Source organism: Bradyrhizobium sp. HKCCYLRH1030 (genome assembly GCF_051168395.1).
GTDB lineage: Bacteria > Pseudomonadota > Alphaproteobacteria > Rhizobiales > Xanthobacteraceae > Bradyrhizobium.
In genome coordinates this window covers 13662-29000 of record NZ_JBNPUY010000006.1, presented here as the reverse complement: position 1 = coordinate 29000, position 15339 = coordinate 13662, and the positions used below count along the sequence as shown (strand labels likewise).

The following is a 15339-nucleotide window of genomic DNA, read 5'->3' as shown; positions in this document are numbered from 1 at the left end:
CGGGGAGAGGGTTGGGTGAGGGGGACTCTCCACGCACCGAACTCGCGGAGAGTCCCCCTCACCCGGATTGCATCTAACGATGCGATCCGACCTCTCCCCGCAAGCGGGGCGAGGTGCAGCGAGCGAGAGTGCTCACATAAGCCTCGATCAGCAGTCGAAATTTCGCGGCCACTACCTCACATATGATCGTAGTCCACCACCACCCGCTCCGTCACCGGCCTGGCCTGACACGTCAGCACGAACCCCGCTTTCAGCTCCCAAGGCTCGAGCGAGTAATTCAGCTCCATCTCGGCCTTGCCCTCGACCAGCTTGGCGCGGCAGGTGGAGCACATGCCGCCCTTGCAGGCGAAGGGCAAGTCCACACCGGCACGCAGCGCGGCGTCGAGGATGGCTTCGCCGTCGGCGACCGGAACCTCGCGGCGCTTGCCGTCGATGATCAGGGCGGCGATGGCCTTCGGCGGCGCCGAGTCCGGAACGACCATCTTGGGCCGCGGCTTGCCGCCGGCGCCGGAGACGAAGCGCTCGACATGGACGCGGTCGTCGGAGATCCCGAGCGCGCGGCAGGCGGCCTCGATATCCTCGCTCATGCCGGTGGGGCCACAGATGAAGACGTGATCGACGCTCTCGGCCGGCACCAGCGAGCGCAGCAGCACGCGCACCTTCTCGCCGTCGAGCCGGCCGTGCAGGATCGGCAGATCCTGCTCCTCGCCGGAGATGACGTGGAACAGCGAGAAGCGGTCGAGGAAGCGATCCTTCAGCTCCTCGAGCTGTTCGCGGAACAGCATGCCTGCGGTGGTGCGGCTGCCGTAGAACAGGAAGAAGCGGCTGTGCGGCTCCCGCGCCAACACGGCTTTCACGATCGAGAGGATCGGCGTGATTCCGGAGCCCGCCGCGAAGCCGACGTGGGTGCGCGCGGCCTCCGGCTGCAATGCCACGCCAAAACGTCCAGTTGGCGTCATCACGTCAATCTCGTCGCCGCGCTTCAGTTCGTCAGTGACGAAGCTGGAGAACGCGCCGCCATCGACGCGCTTCACCGCGATGCGGATCTCGTCATCATCGGGGCCGGAGCAGATCGAATAGGAGCGCCGCACCTCCTCGCCGCCGAGCGTGGTCTTCAACGTGAGATATTGCCCCGGCGCGAACTGATAGTCCGCCGCCAGCTCGTTCGGAATCGCAAAGGTCAGCGACACGGCATCGGGCGCCTCGCGGCGCAGGTCACGGATAGCGAGACGGTGGAAGCGTGGCGTGGTCGACATCGGGTTCATCCTCCCGTCATTGCGAGGAGCGAAGCGACGAAGCAATCCAGGGCCGCGCGCGGGACTCTGGATCGCTTCCGCCTACGCCCTTCGGGCTTCGGCGGACAAAGTCGCTGCGCTCGCGATGACGGCTGCTGCATCAGTGACACTTGAAATAATCGAACGGCTCGCGGCACGATCTGCAGCGCCACAGCGCCTTGCACGAGGTCGAACCGAACTCGGCGAGTTGCTCGGTGTCGACGGATCCGCATTGCGGACACGCAACCTCGGCCACGCCGAACAGCGCGCGGCGCCCGCTCGACGGCTGCGGCGGCGCAATACCGTACTCCCGCAGCTTGCGCCGCCCAGCCTCGCTCATCCAGTCCGTGGTCCAGGCCGGCGACAGCACCGTGCGAACGTGGGTCTCACGGAAGCCAGCGCGCTCGAGCGCCAGCTCGATCTCCAGCGCGATCATGTTCATCGCCGGACAGCCGGAATAGGTCGGCGTGATCGCGACCTCGACGCGGTCGCCGACGACCTCGACCTCGCGCAGGACGCCGAGATCGTCGATCGTCAGCACCGGGATTTCCGGATCGGCCACCGATGCCGCGGCGTCCCAGGCGCGCTGGCGCAGCTCGGCCGGGCTGAAATCCGCAACTACCATGTCGCACCGGGAAAGCTGCGCTGCATATATTGCAGCTCGCTGAGAAGATGGCCGAGATGCTCGCTGTGGCGGCCGTCGCGGCCGCCCTGCTGCATCCACTCGTTCTCCGGCAGCACCAGGGTCGCCTCGCGCGCGACATGCGACACGCTCGACAGCCATTCCGGCAGCAGTTGCGTCGGATCGATCGCGATACCCGCGTCGATCAGACCGCGCTCACTCTCGTCGACGCTGAACATCTCGCCGGTATAGGCCCAGAGGTCATCGATCGCGGCTTGCGCGCGGGCGTGGCTTTCGTCGGTGCCGTCACCGAGCCGGATCACCCATTCGCTGGCGTGGCGCAAATGATAAGCGCATTCCTTCTCCGACTTGGCCGCGATCGCCGCCAGCGTCGCATCGGTCGAGTCCATCATGCCGCGCCAATACAGATCGGCGAAGGCCGCGTAGAACAGCTGCCGCACCATCGTGTACGCGAAGTCGCCATTGGGACGCTCGACCAGCAGCAGGTTGCGGTACTGCCTGACATCACGAAGATAGGCGAGCTTGTCCTCGTCATTGTCGTGACCCTCCACCTTGGCGGCGTAGCCATAGAGCTCGCGCGCCTGGCCAATCAGGTCGAGCGCCATGTTGGAGAGTGCCATGTCCTCTTCGAGAACAGGCGCATGGCCGCACCATTCGGAGAGGCGATGGCCGAGGATCAGCGCATCATCGGCGCGACGCAAGGTGTAGAGCACCAGCGGCGTTTCGCAGACGGTGATCGAGGGAGCGGTCATGGTTGTGATCCGATCAGGCCCGCCACGAACTCAGCCATTGCGAGCACAGCAATCCAGGGATTCATCCGAGCCGGCAGTCTGGATTGCTTCGCTGCGCTCGCAATGACGACGGCTGACGGCCGTCCGCACTTACATATGCCCGACTTCCTCGGGCACCTCGTAGAACGTCGGATGCCGATAGATCTTCGACTCCGCCGGCTCGAACATCATGCCCTTGTCGGCGGGATCGGACGCGGTGATCGCGCTCGACGGCACCACCCAGATCGACAGGCCCTCGCCGCGGCGGGTGTAGAGATCGCGCGCCGCCTGCAGTGCCATGGTCGCATCCGGCGCGTGCAGTGAGCCGCAATGCTTGTGCGCAAGCCCGTTGCGGCTGCGGATGAAGACTTCCCACAACGGCGTGTTCGGCGTCGCCATTTCGATCTCCCTGTCCTATTCGGCAGCCTGTGCCATCCGGCGCCGCGCGCGCTTCTCGGCGTAGGCGGTCGCGGCCTCGCGCACCCAGGCGCCCTCGGCATGCGCCTTGCGGCGCGCGGCCATGCGATCGCGGTTGCACGGGCCGTTGCCGGCCAGCACCTGCTTGAACTCGTTCCAGTCGATCGGGCCGTGCACCCAATGGCCCTGCTCGTCCTGCGTCATCTCGGGATCGGGAATGGTGAGCCCGAGATACTGCGCCTGCGGCACGGTGGCATCGATGAACTTCTGGCGCAGTTCGTCGTTCGAGAAGCGCTTGATCTTCCACTTGGTCGAGGTGTCGCTGTGCTGGCTGGCCTGGTCGGGCGGGCCGAACATCATCAGCACCGGCCACCACCAGCGGTTCAGCGCGTCCTGCGCCATCGCCTTCTGCTCGGGCGTGCCGCGGCAGAGCGTGAGCATGATCTCGTAGCCCTGCCGCTGATGGAACGATTCCTCCTTGCAGACGCGGATCATCGCGCGAGCATAGGGACCATAGGAACAGCGGCACAACGGAATCTGGTTCATGATCGCGGCGCCGTCGACCAGCCAGCCGATCACACCGATGTCTGCCCAGGTCAGGGTCGGGTAGTTGAAGATCGAGGAGTACTTGGCCTTGCCGGCGAGCATCGCATCGACCAGTTCCTCGCGCGAGGCGCCGAGCGTCTCGGCGGCGGCGTAGAGATACAGCCCGTGGCCGCACTCGTCCTGGACCTTGGCGAGCAACGCCGCCTTGCGGCGCAGGCTCGGCGCGCGCGTGATCCAGTTGCCCTCGGGCAGCATGCCGACGATTTCGGAATGGGCGTGTTGCGAGATCTGCCGGACCAGCGTCTTGCGATAGGCCGCCGGCATCCAATCGTTCGGCTCGATGCGCTCTTCGGCATCGATGCGCGCCTGAAAGCGCGAGGCGCGTCCAGCGTCCTCGGCGAAGCTGCCCTCCTCGGGCGAATTGAGCGCCTGCGTGTACATTGCGGCGGCGTCCTCCCAGGACTTGGTTGACGCCAATATATAACGAGATTTCATCCGTGCAATCGAATTCTGTAATATATCAACGGACCGCATTCTCAACGGCGAAACGCCGCAGCAGCGCCGCTCCGGCCGCCGGCAGAGGCCCCTCCTCGTTTGTCGCATGCGCGTCGAGCCAGCGCTCGGAACCCGGCAGCAGCAACCGATAGATCTCGCCACACAGCGCCCGGGCCTGCCGTCCCGGCCAATTCCCCGGCAGCAGCTCGGCCGGCAGCAGCGGATCGCGCAGCACGATGCGCCGATAGTGGTGGATCAGCAGGATCCGGGCGGTGAAGGCCTGCCCGTCGGACAACACCTCGCCGCGCGCGACGCTGTCCTTGAGCGGCGCAAAGGAGGCGCTGAACTTGCGGTACGCCTCCGCCGTCCGCTCCAGCGCCCAGCTCTCGGCGACCAGCCGTCGCGCCATGTCGGAGCCGGCGGACGCTTGCAGGCGGATGGCCCCCTCCACTGCGTCAGGGACGGCGATGCTCGAGGGGGCCACGAACACACCGGGCAGCGGGCTGCCGAAGCCCGCATCGCGCAGCGCAGTCCGCGCCTGCTCGCGATCCTCGGCGCTGCCGATGAGCAGCAGTTCGAAGCTGCCGTTCCATTCCGCCGGCGGCGAATCGTAGATGTGGCGGGTGGCGCCGGCGAAGGTCTGTTCGCCGCGCCGGGTCAGGCGATAGAAGCTGTTGCGGCCTATTCTGCTGCGCTCGAACCAGCCTTCCGCCGTCAGCCGCGACATCGCCGTGCGCACCACGCTGCCGTCGATGGCGAGCCCTTCGAAGAAGGCGAGCAAGCTGCCGAGCCAGACGCTGCCGCCCCGCGGCACGATGGCGTCGCCGAACACGGTGATGATCAGCGAGCCCGTGCGCGACGGCTCGCTCTTCAGTTGATTGACGATGCGGGACAGAGGCTGCGCCATGTCTCCGCTTTATCCGGTTTCGCCTGGTCACAAAAGAAAAGGCCCGCACGATGCGGGCCTTGCAGGTCGATCGGCTGATGCGCGAGGCGATCAGGCGGTCTTGTTGTAGGCCTTGGCCATGTTCTCCTGGGCGAGCTTGGCACCCTCGGTGACGAGCTTGCCGACATACTCGCTGGTCGACTTGGCGCGGGCGACGAGCGCCTCGCCACGGGCACGGGCCAGCTCACCCTGGATCTGAACGGCTTCGCTGATCGACTTGGCGGACGCCAGCCGGTCGATGCCGTCGAAGAAGGCCTCGGTGTCCTGATACAGCGCCTGCTGAATGTTCCGGCTGATCTTGCCGGCCTCGGTCACGCCGTCGAACACGGCGGTCTCGATCGCCGACGTCACCTTCTCGGAGCCAGCGAGGGCCTCCGCAGCGCGCTCCTTGGCGGTCGACGCGGTCTTCTTGACGAACTCCCGCGCGGACTCCGGCACTTCCATCGTCTGCAGATTCTTGAACGCGTCGGTCACCGGTGCAAAGGCGTCCTTGACGGTGTCGAACACGGTATTGGTCTCGGTGGTCATGGCTGTCTCCATCCTCAATGCTTCTGAGCTATGGCTCGCTCCGTCCCTTATGAAACCGGAGTGACTCAGCTATATCATTCTGAATGGTGCAACGCAACATAAATGTTGCAATGCACCATCCTAGGATGGGAGGAAAAGACTGGCAACCGCTGAGCGACCCGCCGCACGTCGGAACGTTCGGGTGAGCCTCAGTGCTCGGCAGGGGCGCCGCCGTGCTTTTTGTTGCGGTTCTTCCCCGGCCGGGCCGGCTCGGCCGGCTTTGGAGCCGCCTCATCAGCCTTGGGCGCGGCGTCGACGGGCTGAGACGGCTTGATCAACGTGTCGAGCATGGCCCGGATCTCGCGCAACTCTGCCTCGATCGCGACTGTCGGTGACGGATCGGGTGCTTTGGCGGCGTTCAGCGTCCGGTCGAGCAATGCTTTGATCTCGCTCAACTGGGGCGTGACGTCGACGGCGGGTTTTGCCGCCGGTTGCGGAGCCTTGGTCGCGGCAAGAAGCTCGTTGAGCAAGTCCTTGATCGCCTTCAAGTCCGGCGTGACGTCGCGCGGCGGCGCCACGACTGGCGCCGGCGCCTTGGACGCGGAGAGAAGCGAATCCAGCACGCTCTTGATCTCATTCAACTGCGGAGCGAGATCGGCGGGCGTCGTCGCGGGCACCTGCGCGGAAGCCAGCAGCTCCTTCAACAACACCCGTGTCTCCGCCAGTTCGCCCTCGATGGAGGCGAGCCGCTCATTCAAGGCGGTGAGCTGACCACGGCTCGGCACGTTCATGCCGGCGAAGTAGTTTTCCATCAGATCAACCATGGGCTTCTGTCCGTTTCCTGAACCAGTTGCGGGACCATCGGAGGATGGACGGGGCGTCGCACCCATCGGGCGCAGCCGCGTGAAGGCGCTGAAGCTCTTCTGCATCTCTCCGACCATCTGCTGCCAGAATGCGATCGGGTCGCCAGCTTTGTTCGCCATCGGCACGCTCCTTCAGACCAATACAAGACTCAAACACAACTTATCATAGCACGCCTTCGCTGCGGTGCGGGAGAACTTGTAGCTTGCTTCTCTCGACCAACAGAACCATGCCATAGAGGGTTCCAAGGCCTTGAACGAGGGATCAAGTGACTGCAACTGCTCATCAGCCGCCGCAGACTGTGCGCGCCAACGGTATCGACATCTGCTACGAGATCTTCGGCGACCCGGCGGCCCCTCCCCTCGTGCTGATCATGGGCCTCGGCGGCCAGATGATCATCTGGTACGACGAGTTCTGCGAACAGCTCGCAAGCCGCGGCTTCCGCGTGATCCGCTTCGACAACCGCGACATCGGCCAATCGAGCAAGCTGCATGGCGGCCGCCGGCTGACCCCGTTCGAGCTGATCAAGCTGCGCTTCTTCAACATTCCCGTCTCCGCGCCCTACAAGCTGCTCGACATGGCCAAGGACACGGTCGGCCTGATGGACGCGCTCGACATCAAGTCGGCGCATCTGGTCGGCGCGTCGATGGGCGGCATGATCGCGCAGGAGATCGCGATCTCCTTTCCGCATCGCGTGCGCTCGCTGACGTCGATCATGTCGACGACCGGCAATCCGCGCATCCCGCCGCCGACGCGCGAGGTCGCGATGCTGCTGATGGCGCCGCCGCCGAAGACCAAGGACGACTACATCAAGCGCTTCCAGAAGACCTGGAAGGCGCTGCGCGTCGGCTCATTTCCCGAGGACGAGGTAAATGACGTGGCACTCGCCGAACGCTGCTTCGCGCGCGGCATCAATCCCGCCGGCGTCGGACGTCAGTTGCGCGCGATCCTGGCCTCCGGCAGCCGCAAGCCGCGGCTGCATCTGGTGACGGCGCCGACACTCGTGATCCACGGCAAGGTCGACCCGCTGGTCCATCCCACCGCCGGCAAGGACACGGCGGAGTCGATTCCGAATGCCAAGCTCCTGATGATCGACGGCATGGGTCACGCTACTCCGCGGCCGATGTGGCCGCAGATCATCGACGCAATCGCCGAGCACGCGCACGGCGCGAATCCGCAGGCGGCTTAGGAGAGCCGACGCGCTGCGTCGGCAGGCTTGACGACATCTGTTGTTGTTTGGCTCGGCCGCAGCCTCTCACTCGGACGTGCAATCTGCCTCGGCCGTTCTTCAACCGAACCGTCGCCGCCGCCATTCGATCAGCTTGGCGCTGACCTCCGCGGGCTGCTCCTGCTGCGTCCAATGGCCGCTGTCGCGGACGAGATGTTTCTCCAGGTCCGGCACCAGCTTCTCCATGCCGTCGGCGGCCGAGGGCGGCAGCACGGCGTCGTTCTCCGCCATGATCATCAGCGACGGCACGCGCACCGTTTGATCTAGCCCTTCGGCGCGCTGCCAGTTGCGCGTCATGTTGCGATACCAATTGATGCCGCCGGTGAAGCCGGTGCGCGTGAAGGTGTCGACGAACACCTGCTTCTCCGCCTCCGACAGGATCGGCTGCCGCGTGTCCTTGGCGGCGTCATAGGCTGCGATCATCTGCGGGAACGCCAGGTTGAGCGATGGCGAGGCTGCGATCCCGCCGTCCGGCGGCTCCGTCGGCGGCGTATCGCTGCGCGGCAGCGGCTTGCGCATGAAGGCATCGAAGGTCTCCCCGACACGGCTGCCGAAGATGCGGTCCGGCTCGCGTGCGGGATCCTGGAACTGCACGATGTACATCATGTCGCCGAACCGCTTGCGCATGATGGCGATGGGATCGGCGGGCGCGCGCGGCAGATGCGGCGTGTTGATGCCGACCACGCCCGCGACTCGGTCGGGGTATCGCAGCGGCATCTGCCAGACGACGAAGCCGCCCCAATCGTGACCGACGAAGATCGCCTTGTCGATCTTCAGATGATCGAGCAGGCCGACGAGGTCGGCGGTGAGATGCTCGAGGTCATAGGCCTCGACCGGCTCCGGCCGGTCGGTCGCGCCATAGCCGCGCTGATCGGGTGCGATGACGCGGATGCCGGCCTCGGCCAGCGCCTTGATCTGATGCCGCCAGGAGAAGGCCAGCTCCGGCCAGCCGTGGCAGAGGATCATCGGCGGCCGGTCGCTGACGGGGCCCGCCTCGTAATAGCCCATGCGGATGCCGTTGGTCGTCGCGAACTGCAGCGCCGGCATCCAAGACGGATCGGTCATGCGTCCTCCCCTGAAGTGTTCAGCCGGTCTTTTTCGACCGGTCTTCGGCTCCGGCATGGAGCCTGCTCCATGCCGTGACGTCACGCCACGTCCCTTCGGAGTTCCGCGCAAGCGTAATCCGTGCGGCCGTCGGCCGCGTCAGGCCGACTTCTTGTCGTTCGAGCGGCTGCCGCCGAGGCCTGTCATGGTCAGCATCAGGTCCTGAAACCGTTCGGCCAAGCGGGGATCGAACGTGAACCAGCTCTGCATGATGGCTTCGGGCGTGAGCTTGTCGATGTTGCTCGTCATCTGGTTCTGCAGCCGGTCCATGACCGCAGCCTGCATCGGACCGACATCGGGAAGTCCGAAAAACTGCCGCGCTTCGAGCGGTGTGCAATCGATCTCGATATTGACTTTCATGTCCGCTCCGCTGTTCGAACCATCCCGACGCGAGCCCCGGGCCGGGCTCCCTTCACCAGGAAGACCATCCCGGACTCGCGGCAGGGGGGGTCCAGTATCACCGCGCCGGCCCCCCTCTAGCAAGCGGCGCGTTGCTGCAGGTGCGCAATTCCCGGGACATGGTCAATCCGGCGAGCCCTCAGCCCCATCCCGGAAGCCGCCGCTCGCGTGCGCCGCACAGCGGCGGCGGGGGGATAACCATATCGTTTAGGCTTAAACAAACTGCACTTGTGTGCCGCCGCTGAACTCTGGCAACATATTCGGATCGATCTGCCGCGGGTCGCACGACGCACCGCCAGGCCAGAGCCAACGGGATCAGTTCATTCCGGCGCGGCATCAGACTTGCAGGCATATCGCCCGGCGTCTTGTTGCTTCTTGAAGTTCGTGCAAGAGGCGCTGCAGACAACACGAACTTCGAAGCAAAACAGGCCGGACACAATCGCGCCTGCCGAAAAACCAAGCGTCAAACGCGGAGAATTTGGACATATGTCGGGACGCAAATCCCTGCTCATCGCGGCAGCGGTCGCATTCGGCCTCGCCGTCATGCCGGCTTCGGCCCAGACCCTGCGCTATGCCAACCAGGGCACCCTGAAATCGCTCGATCCCTACACCTTCAAGGAATCGACCACGATTGCGCACCATGCTCACGTCTATGAGGGACTGACCGCGCGCGACAAGGATCTCAAGATCATCCCCGCGCTGGCCGAGAGCTGGGAAACGCCCGAGCCGACCCGCTGGCGCTTCCATCTGCGCAAGGGCGTCAAGTTCCACAATGGCGAACCCTTCACGGCCGACGACGTGATCTTCTCCGCCGATCGCGTCCGCGCCACCGGTTCCAACTTCCTCTCCAACGTTCCGCCGGACGCAAAATTCATCAAGGTCGACGACTACACAGTCGACGTGAAGCTCGATGCCCCCAATCCCATCCTGATCTCGCAATGGGATACGTGGTACATCATGAGCAAGAAGTGGTGCGAGGACAACAACTCGGTCGCGCCGACGCCGGTGTCGGCAACCACGCCGAGCTACGCCGCGCTGCATGAGAACGGCACCGGCCCCTTCATCATCGAGAGCCATCAGCCCGGTGTGAAGACCGTGTTCAAGGTCAATCCGAACTGGTGGGGCAAGCCCGAGCACAATCTCAAGGAGATCGTGTTCACCACCATCGCCTCCGACGCCACGCGCGTCGCCGCGCTGCTGTCCGGCGAGGTCGACGTCATCGAGCCGGTCCCGGTGCAGGATATCGGCCGCGTCGATTCCAGCCCGAATGCCCAGGTCCTGAAGGGACCGGAGCTGCGCACGATCTTCCTTGGCATGGACGAGACGCGCGACGAGCTCTTGTACTCCAACGTCAAGGGCAAGAACCCGTTCAAGGATATCCGCGTCCGCGAGGCCTTCTACAAGGCGATCGACGTCGAGCTGATCAAGACCCGCGTCATGCGCGGCCTGTCGACCCCGTCGGCGCTGATGATCGCTCCGCAGCTCTATGCGCTGTCGAAGGACTTCACCCGGCCGAAATATGATCCGGACGCCGCCAAGAAGCTGCTGACCGAGGCCGGCTATCCCGACGGCTTCGAGGTCGGCATGGATTGCCCGAACGACCGCTACGTCAACGACGCCGCGATCTGCCAGGCCGTGGTCGGCATGCTCGCCCGCATCGGGGTCAAGGTGAACCTGAACGCCCAGCCCAAGGCGCAGTATTTCGCCAAGGTGCTGAAGCCCGGCGGCTACAACACCTCGTTCTTCCTGCTCGGCTGGACGCCCTCCTCGATGGACGCGCACAACGTGATGCACGACATCATGGGCTGCCGTGACGATGCCAAGGACCCGACCCGGGGCGAGGCCAATCTCGGCAATTACTGCAACAAGGAGTTCGACGCCCTGACCGACAAGGTCCTGGTCGAGACCGATACCGCCAAGCGCAATCAACTGATCAAGCAGGCCTTCGAGATCGGCATCAACGATTACGGCTACATCCCGCTGCATCAGCAGGCGGTGGCCTGGGGCGTCTCGAAGAAGGTGAAGATTCCGCTGCGCGCCGACAACGCCGTGCTGCTGTTCCTCGCCACCAAGACCGAGTAGTCCAGACGCAACGACAAGTCCCGGAAAGCAGAACTGCTTTTCGGGACTTTTCATTTCCTGCGGCAGATGCTACGCGCCGCCGCATCTCGAAGGACCTGAAAGGATCAGATGCTCGCCTTCGCGCTTCGCCGAGCAATTCAGGCCATCGGCGTCATGATCGCCGTCGGAATCATCGCGTTCGCCATGTTCCGCTTCGCCGGAGACCCGGTGAGCCAGATCGTGCCGATCGACGCGTCGGCCGCGGAACGGGCCAGCATCCGCCAGTCGCTCGGGCTCGACGATCCCTTCATCGTGCAGTTCGGTCGCTATCTGTTCGACGCGGCGCAGTTCAAGTTCGGCGTCTCCTATCAGTTCCGGCAGCCGGTCTCCGATCTGCTCAAGGAGCGCATGCCCGCCACCCTGGAGCTCGCGGTCTGCGCGACGATCCTGGCGCTGTTCTGCGGTATCCTGATGGGCGTGTTCTCGGCGCTGCACCGCGACTCCCTGCTCGCCAAGCTGTTCCAGATGCTGTCGCTGATCGGCATCTCCCTGCCGACCTTCCTGATCGGCATCCTCCTGATCTACCTGTTCTCGGTCACGCTGGGCTGGCTGCCGTCGTTCGGCCGCGGCGACACCGTCAGGTTCGGCTGGTGGACATCGGGCCTGTTCACCGTCTCCGGCTGGAAGGCGCTGATCATGCCCTCCATCACGCTCGGCCTGTTCCAGATGACCTTGATCATGCGGCTGGTTCGCGCCGAGATGCTCGAGGTGCTGCGCACCGACTACATCCGCTTCGCTCGTGCCCGTGGGCTGACCACGCGCGCGATTCATTTCGGCCATGCCCTGCGCAACACGCTGGTGCCGGTGATCACCGTGGTCGGCCTGCAGTTCGGCTCGGTGATCGCGTTCTCGATCATCACCGAGCAGGTGTTCCAATGGCCGGGCATGGGCCTGTTGTTCGTGCAGGCGGTGCAGAATGTCGACATCCCGATCATGGCGGCCTACCTGATGATGGTGTCGCTGATCTTCGTCACCATCAATCTCGTGGTTGATATCCTCTACACCGTGGTCGATCCGCGCCTGCGCGCGACCATCAGCCGTCCGGCCTGATCATGAGCGACGCAGCCCTTCCCCACCCCACGCCCGTCGAGACGCCGCGCGCCGCCGACGGATGGCTGAAGCGTGCGCTTGCGAGCGACCTGTTCTACTCGTTCCGCCGCTCCAAGCTGACGGTCGCCGCGGCCGTGATCACGCTGCTGTTCTTCCTGCTGGCGATCTTCGCGCCGCTGCTGTCGCCGCAGAACCCGTTCGACCCGGCCCAATTGCAGCTGTTGAACTCGCGGATTTCGCCGCTGTGGACCGCCGACGGACAGAGCCCGTTCTTGCTCGGCACCGACGAGCAGGGCCGCGACGTGCTCTCGGCCATCCTCTACGGCCTGCGCATCTCACTCCTGGTCGGCATTCTCGGCGTCGCCTTTTCCGGCGCGCTCGGCATCGGCCTCGGCCTGATCGCCGGCTATTTCGGCGGCCGGGTCGACACAGTGATCATGCGCATCGCGGACGTCCAGCTCACCTTTCCGCCGATCCTGATTGCGCTGCTGGTCAACGGCATCGCCAAGTCGGTGTCCGGCAACCGGCTGGACTGGCTCAGCATGCTGGTCGTGCTCGTGCTGGCGATCGGCCTCTCCTTCTGGGTACAATATGCGCGCACGGTGCGGAGCTCAGTGCTGGTCGAGAAGAACAAGGACTACGTCGCCGCGGCACAACTGATCGGCCTGCCCGCGCCCGTCATCATGCTGCGCCACGTGCTGCCCAACACCACCGGTCCCGTGCTGGTGATCGCCACCATCAACCTCGCGCTGGCGATCATCACCGAGGCGACCTTGTCGTTCCTCGGCTCCGGCATGCCCGAAACGATGCCGTCGCTCGGGACCCTGATCCGGATCGGCAACAACTATCTGTTCGCCGGCGAATGGTGGATCGTTGCCTTCCCCGGCATCGCTTTGGCCGGACTGATCCTCGCCATCAACCTGCTCGGCGACTGGCTGCGCGACGCCCTCAACCCGAAACTGCGATGACCCGCGTGAATGCGTCCTTCCGAGGCTTGAGCTCATGACCGCCCCCGTTCTGTCCGTGCGCAACCTGCAGGTCGAGTTCGCGACCCGGCGCGGCACCCTGCGCGCGATCGACGGCGTCTCCTACGACATCGCCAAGGGCGAGGTGCTCGGCGTCGTCGGCGAATCCGGTGCCGGCAAATCCGTCACCGGCCTCGCCGTGATCGGCCTGATCGATCCTCCGGGCCGCATCTCCGGCGGCGAGATCCAGCTCTCCGGCCTGCGGATCGACAACCTGCCGCCGGAGGAGATGCGCAAGGTGCGCGGCAGGCGCATCGGCATGATCTTCCAGGATCCGCTGACCTCGCTCAATCCGCTGTATCGCGTCGGCGACCAGATCATCGAGACCATCAGGACCCACACCAACCTCACCGAGCAGCAGGCGCGCAAGCGAGCCATCGACCTGCTCGCCGAGGTCGGCATATCGGCGCCCGAGAAGCGCATCGACGGCTATCCGCACGAATTCTCCGGCGGCATGCGCCAGCGTGTCGTGATCGCGCTGGCGCTGTGCGCCGAGCCGGAGCTGATCATCGCAGACGAGCCGACCACCGCGCTGGACGTCTCCGTGCAGGCGCAAATCATCTCGCTGATCAAGCGGCTCGGCCGCGACCACGGCACCGCCGTGATGCTGGTGACCCACGACATGGGCGTGATCGCCGAGACCTGCGACCGCGTCGCCGTGATGTATGCCGGCCGCGTCGCCGAGATCGGCCCGGTGCAGGAGGTGATCAACAACCCGCTGCACCCCTACGCCAAGGGGCTGATGGGCGCGATCCCGACGCTCGCGGGCGAGGAGAAGCGGCTGGTGCAGATCCCAGGCTCGATGCCGCGGCTGTCCGCGATCCCGCCCGGCTGCTCGTTCAATCCGCGCTGCAGCTTCGCCTTCGACCGCTGCCGCGTCGACCGGCCGGAGCCGCTGCGCCAGGGCACGCAGGCCGTCGCCTGTCATCTGTACGATCGCGCGACGGAGACCGCGGCATGACCGATTTCGTCGAGGTCAAGAACCTGCGCCGGGTCTTCGACGTCTCGAAACCCTGGCTCAACCGCGTGATCGAGCGTCAGCCGCAGGAGTTCCTGAAGGCGGTCGACGGCGTCAGCTTCGGCATCAGGAAGGGCGAGACCTTCGCGCTGGTCGGCGAATCCGGTTCTGGCAAGACCACGGTCGCGCGCATGGTGGTCGGGCTGCTGGCGCCGACGTCGGGCGAGGTCATCATCGACGGCGTGTCGATGAGCGAAGCGCGCCAGGCCCAGGTGCGGCGCAAGCTGCGCCGCCGCATCCAGATGGTGTTCCAGGATCCTTACGCGAGCCTTAATCCGCGCTTCCGCGTCGATAGCATCATCGCCGAGCCGCTCCGCGCCTTTGACATCATCGAGGGTGAGCGCCAGATCAAGGACCGCGTCGGCGAGTTGCTGACGCTGGTCGGCCTGCATCCCGACGACGGCCAGAAATTCCCGCACGAATTCTCTGGCGGGCAGCGTCAGCGCATCGCCATCGCGCGCGCGCTCGCCTCCGAGGCCGAGTTCATCGTCTGCGACGAGCCGACCTCGGCGCTCGACGTCTCCGTGCAGGCGCAGATCCTCAATCTGATGCGCGATTTGCAGGACAAGTTCGGCCTGACCTATCTGTTCATCAGCCACAATCTCGCAGTCGTCCGCCACATGGCGAGCCGCATCGGCGTGATGTATCTCGGCCGCATCGTCGAGATCGCCGATGGCCGCACGCTGTTCAGCGACCCGCGCATGCCCTACACCAAGATGCTGCTCGGCGCAGTGCCGGACCTGTCGATGTCCGGCCGCCAGCGCATTCCGGTCAAAGGCGAGATCCCGAACCCGATCAATCCGCCCTCGGGCTGCACCTTCAACCCACGCTGTCCCCTTGCATTCGATCTCTGTCGGCAGCAGTCGCCCGAACTCATCGGCGGCGTGGCCTGCCATGCGGTGAACCAGCCGGCGAGCGCGGCCGTTCCTGCATGA

General features: G+C 65.2%; 16 protein-coding genes. 6 read left to right on the top strand and 10 right to left on the bottom strand.

Translation table 11 applies throughout. The annotated features are described in order from the left end of the window. Positions 1–176: 176 nt before the first annotated feature. From paaE to ACQR1E_RS18540, 8 genes are all read right to left on the bottom strand, one after another. Complete coding sequence (paaE, locus tag ACQR1E_RS18575; RefSeq protein ID WP_434897404.1) at positions 177–1256, bottom strand: 1,2-phenylacetyl-CoA epoxidase subunit PaaE; 1080 nt, start codon at positions 1254–1256, stop codon at positions 177–179. A 139-nt stretch (positions 1257–1395) separates the two neighbouring features. Beyond that, positions 1396–1899 carry a 1,2-phenylacetyl-CoA epoxidase subunit PaaD gene (gene paaD / locus ACQR1E_RS18570; RefSeq protein ID WP_316164350.1) on the bottom strand — a complete coding sequence of 168 codons (504 nt, stop codon included), beginning with the start codon at positions 1897–1899 and terminating at the stop codon, positions 1396–1398. After that, a complete protein-coding gene (gene paaC, locus ACQR1E_RS18565) occupies positions 1893–2669 on the bottom strand; it encodes a 1,2-phenylacetyl-CoA epoxidase subunit PaaC (protein ID WP_316225144.1) in 777 nt (258 codons plus the stop codon). The genes paaD and paaC overlap by 7 nt, the downstream gene beginning before the upstream one ends. A gap of 129 nt (positions 2670–2798) precedes the next feature. Then, positions 2799–3086, bottom strand: a complete 288-nt coding sequence (paaB, locus tag ACQR1E_RS18560; RefSeq protein WP_009025702.1) for a 1,2-phenylacetyl-CoA epoxidase subunit PaaB — start codon at positions 3084–3086, stop codon at positions 2799–2801. Positions 3087–3101: 15 nt separating this feature from the next. Further along, positions 3102–4091 carry a 1,2-phenylacetyl-CoA epoxidase subunit PaaA gene (gene paaA / locus ACQR1E_RS18555; RefSeq protein ID WP_315715768.1) on the bottom strand — a complete coding sequence of 330 codons (990 nt, stop codon included), beginning with the start codon at positions 4089–4091 and terminating at the stop codon, positions 3102–3104. 79 nt (positions 4092–4170) lie between these two features. After that, positions 4171–5052: a phenylacetic acid degradation operon negative regulatory protein PaaX gene (gene paaX / locus ACQR1E_RS18550; protein ID WP_434897403.1), complete on the bottom strand. Its 882-nt coding sequence runs from the start codon at positions 5050–5052 to the stop codon at positions 4171–4173. A gap of 90 nt (positions 5053–5142) precedes the next feature. After that, a complete protein-coding gene (locus tag ACQR1E_RS18545) occupies positions 5143–5619 on the bottom strand; it encodes a phasin (protein WP_315715766.1) in 477 nt (158 codons plus the stop codon). Positions 5620–5807: 188 nt separating this feature from the next. Continuing rightward, the gene (locus ACQR1E_RS18540) at positions 5808–6581 is read right to left on the bottom strand and encodes a hypothetical protein (protein WP_434897402.1); all 774 of its coding nucleotides are present in this window, start codon (positions 6579–6581) and stop codon (positions 5808–5810) included. A 146-nt stretch (positions 6582–6727) separates the two neighbouring features. On the opposite strand from ACQR1E_RS18540, the gene ACQR1E_RS18535 reads away from it, so the two are divergent. Then, positions 6728–7648 carry an alpha/beta fold hydrolase gene (locus ACQR1E_RS18535; RefSeq protein WP_315826389.1) on the top strand — a complete coding sequence of 307 codons (921 nt, stop codon included), beginning with the start codon at positions 6728–6730 and terminating at the stop codon, positions 7646–7648. A 99-nt stretch (positions 7649–7747) separates the two neighbouring features. Here ACQR1E_RS18535 and ACQR1E_RS18530 read toward each other — a convergent pair whose 3' ends face one another. Then, entirely contained in the window at positions 7748–8752 is a 1005-nt protein-coding gene (locus ACQR1E_RS18530) for an alpha/beta fold hydrolase (protein WP_315715764.1), read from the bottom strand. A gap of 138 nt (positions 8753–8890) precedes the next feature. Beyond that, positions 8891–9151, bottom strand: coding sequence for a DUF6489 family protein (locus ACQR1E_RS18525; RefSeq protein WP_315715763.1), 261 nt, complete (start codon positions 9149–9151; stop codon positions 8891–8893). A 525-nt stretch (positions 9152–9676) separates the two neighbouring features. On the opposite strand from ACQR1E_RS18525, the gene ACQR1E_RS18520 reads away from it, so the two are divergent. The 5 genes from ACQR1E_RS18520 to ACQR1E_RS18500 all read left to right on the top strand — a co-directional run bounded on the left by ACQR1E_RS18520 (position 9677) and on the right by ACQR1E_RS18500 (position 15339). Beyond that, the gene (locus ACQR1E_RS18520; RefSeq protein ID WP_316186852.1) at positions 9677–11272 is read left to right on the top strand and encodes an ABC transporter substrate-binding protein; all 1596 of its coding nucleotides are present in this window, start codon (positions 9677–9679) and stop codon (positions 11270–11272) included. A gap of 108 nt (positions 11273–11380) precedes the next feature. After that, entirely contained in the window at positions 11381–12361 is a 981-nt protein-coding gene (locus ACQR1E_RS18515) for an ABC transporter permease (protein ID WP_315715761.1), read from the top strand. A 2-nt stretch (positions 12362–12363) separates the two neighbouring features. Next, complete coding sequence (locus ACQR1E_RS18510; protein WP_315715760.1) at positions 12364–13329, top strand: ABC transporter permease; 966 nt, start codon at positions 12364–12366, stop codon at positions 13327–13329. A gap of 34 nt (positions 13330–13363) precedes the next feature. Further along, a complete protein-coding gene (locus ACQR1E_RS18505) occupies positions 13364–14347 on the top strand; it encodes an ABC transporter ATP-binding protein (protein ID WP_315826390.1) in 984 nt (327 codons plus the stop codon). Beyond that, the gene (locus tag ACQR1E_RS18500; protein WP_316186853.1) at positions 14344–15339 is read left to right on the top strand and encodes an ABC transporter ATP-binding protein; all 996 of its coding nucleotides are present in this window, start codon (positions 14344–14346) and stop codon (positions 15337–15339) included. Before ACQR1E_RS18505 ends, ACQR1E_RS18500 begins: the two co-directional genes overlap by 4 nt.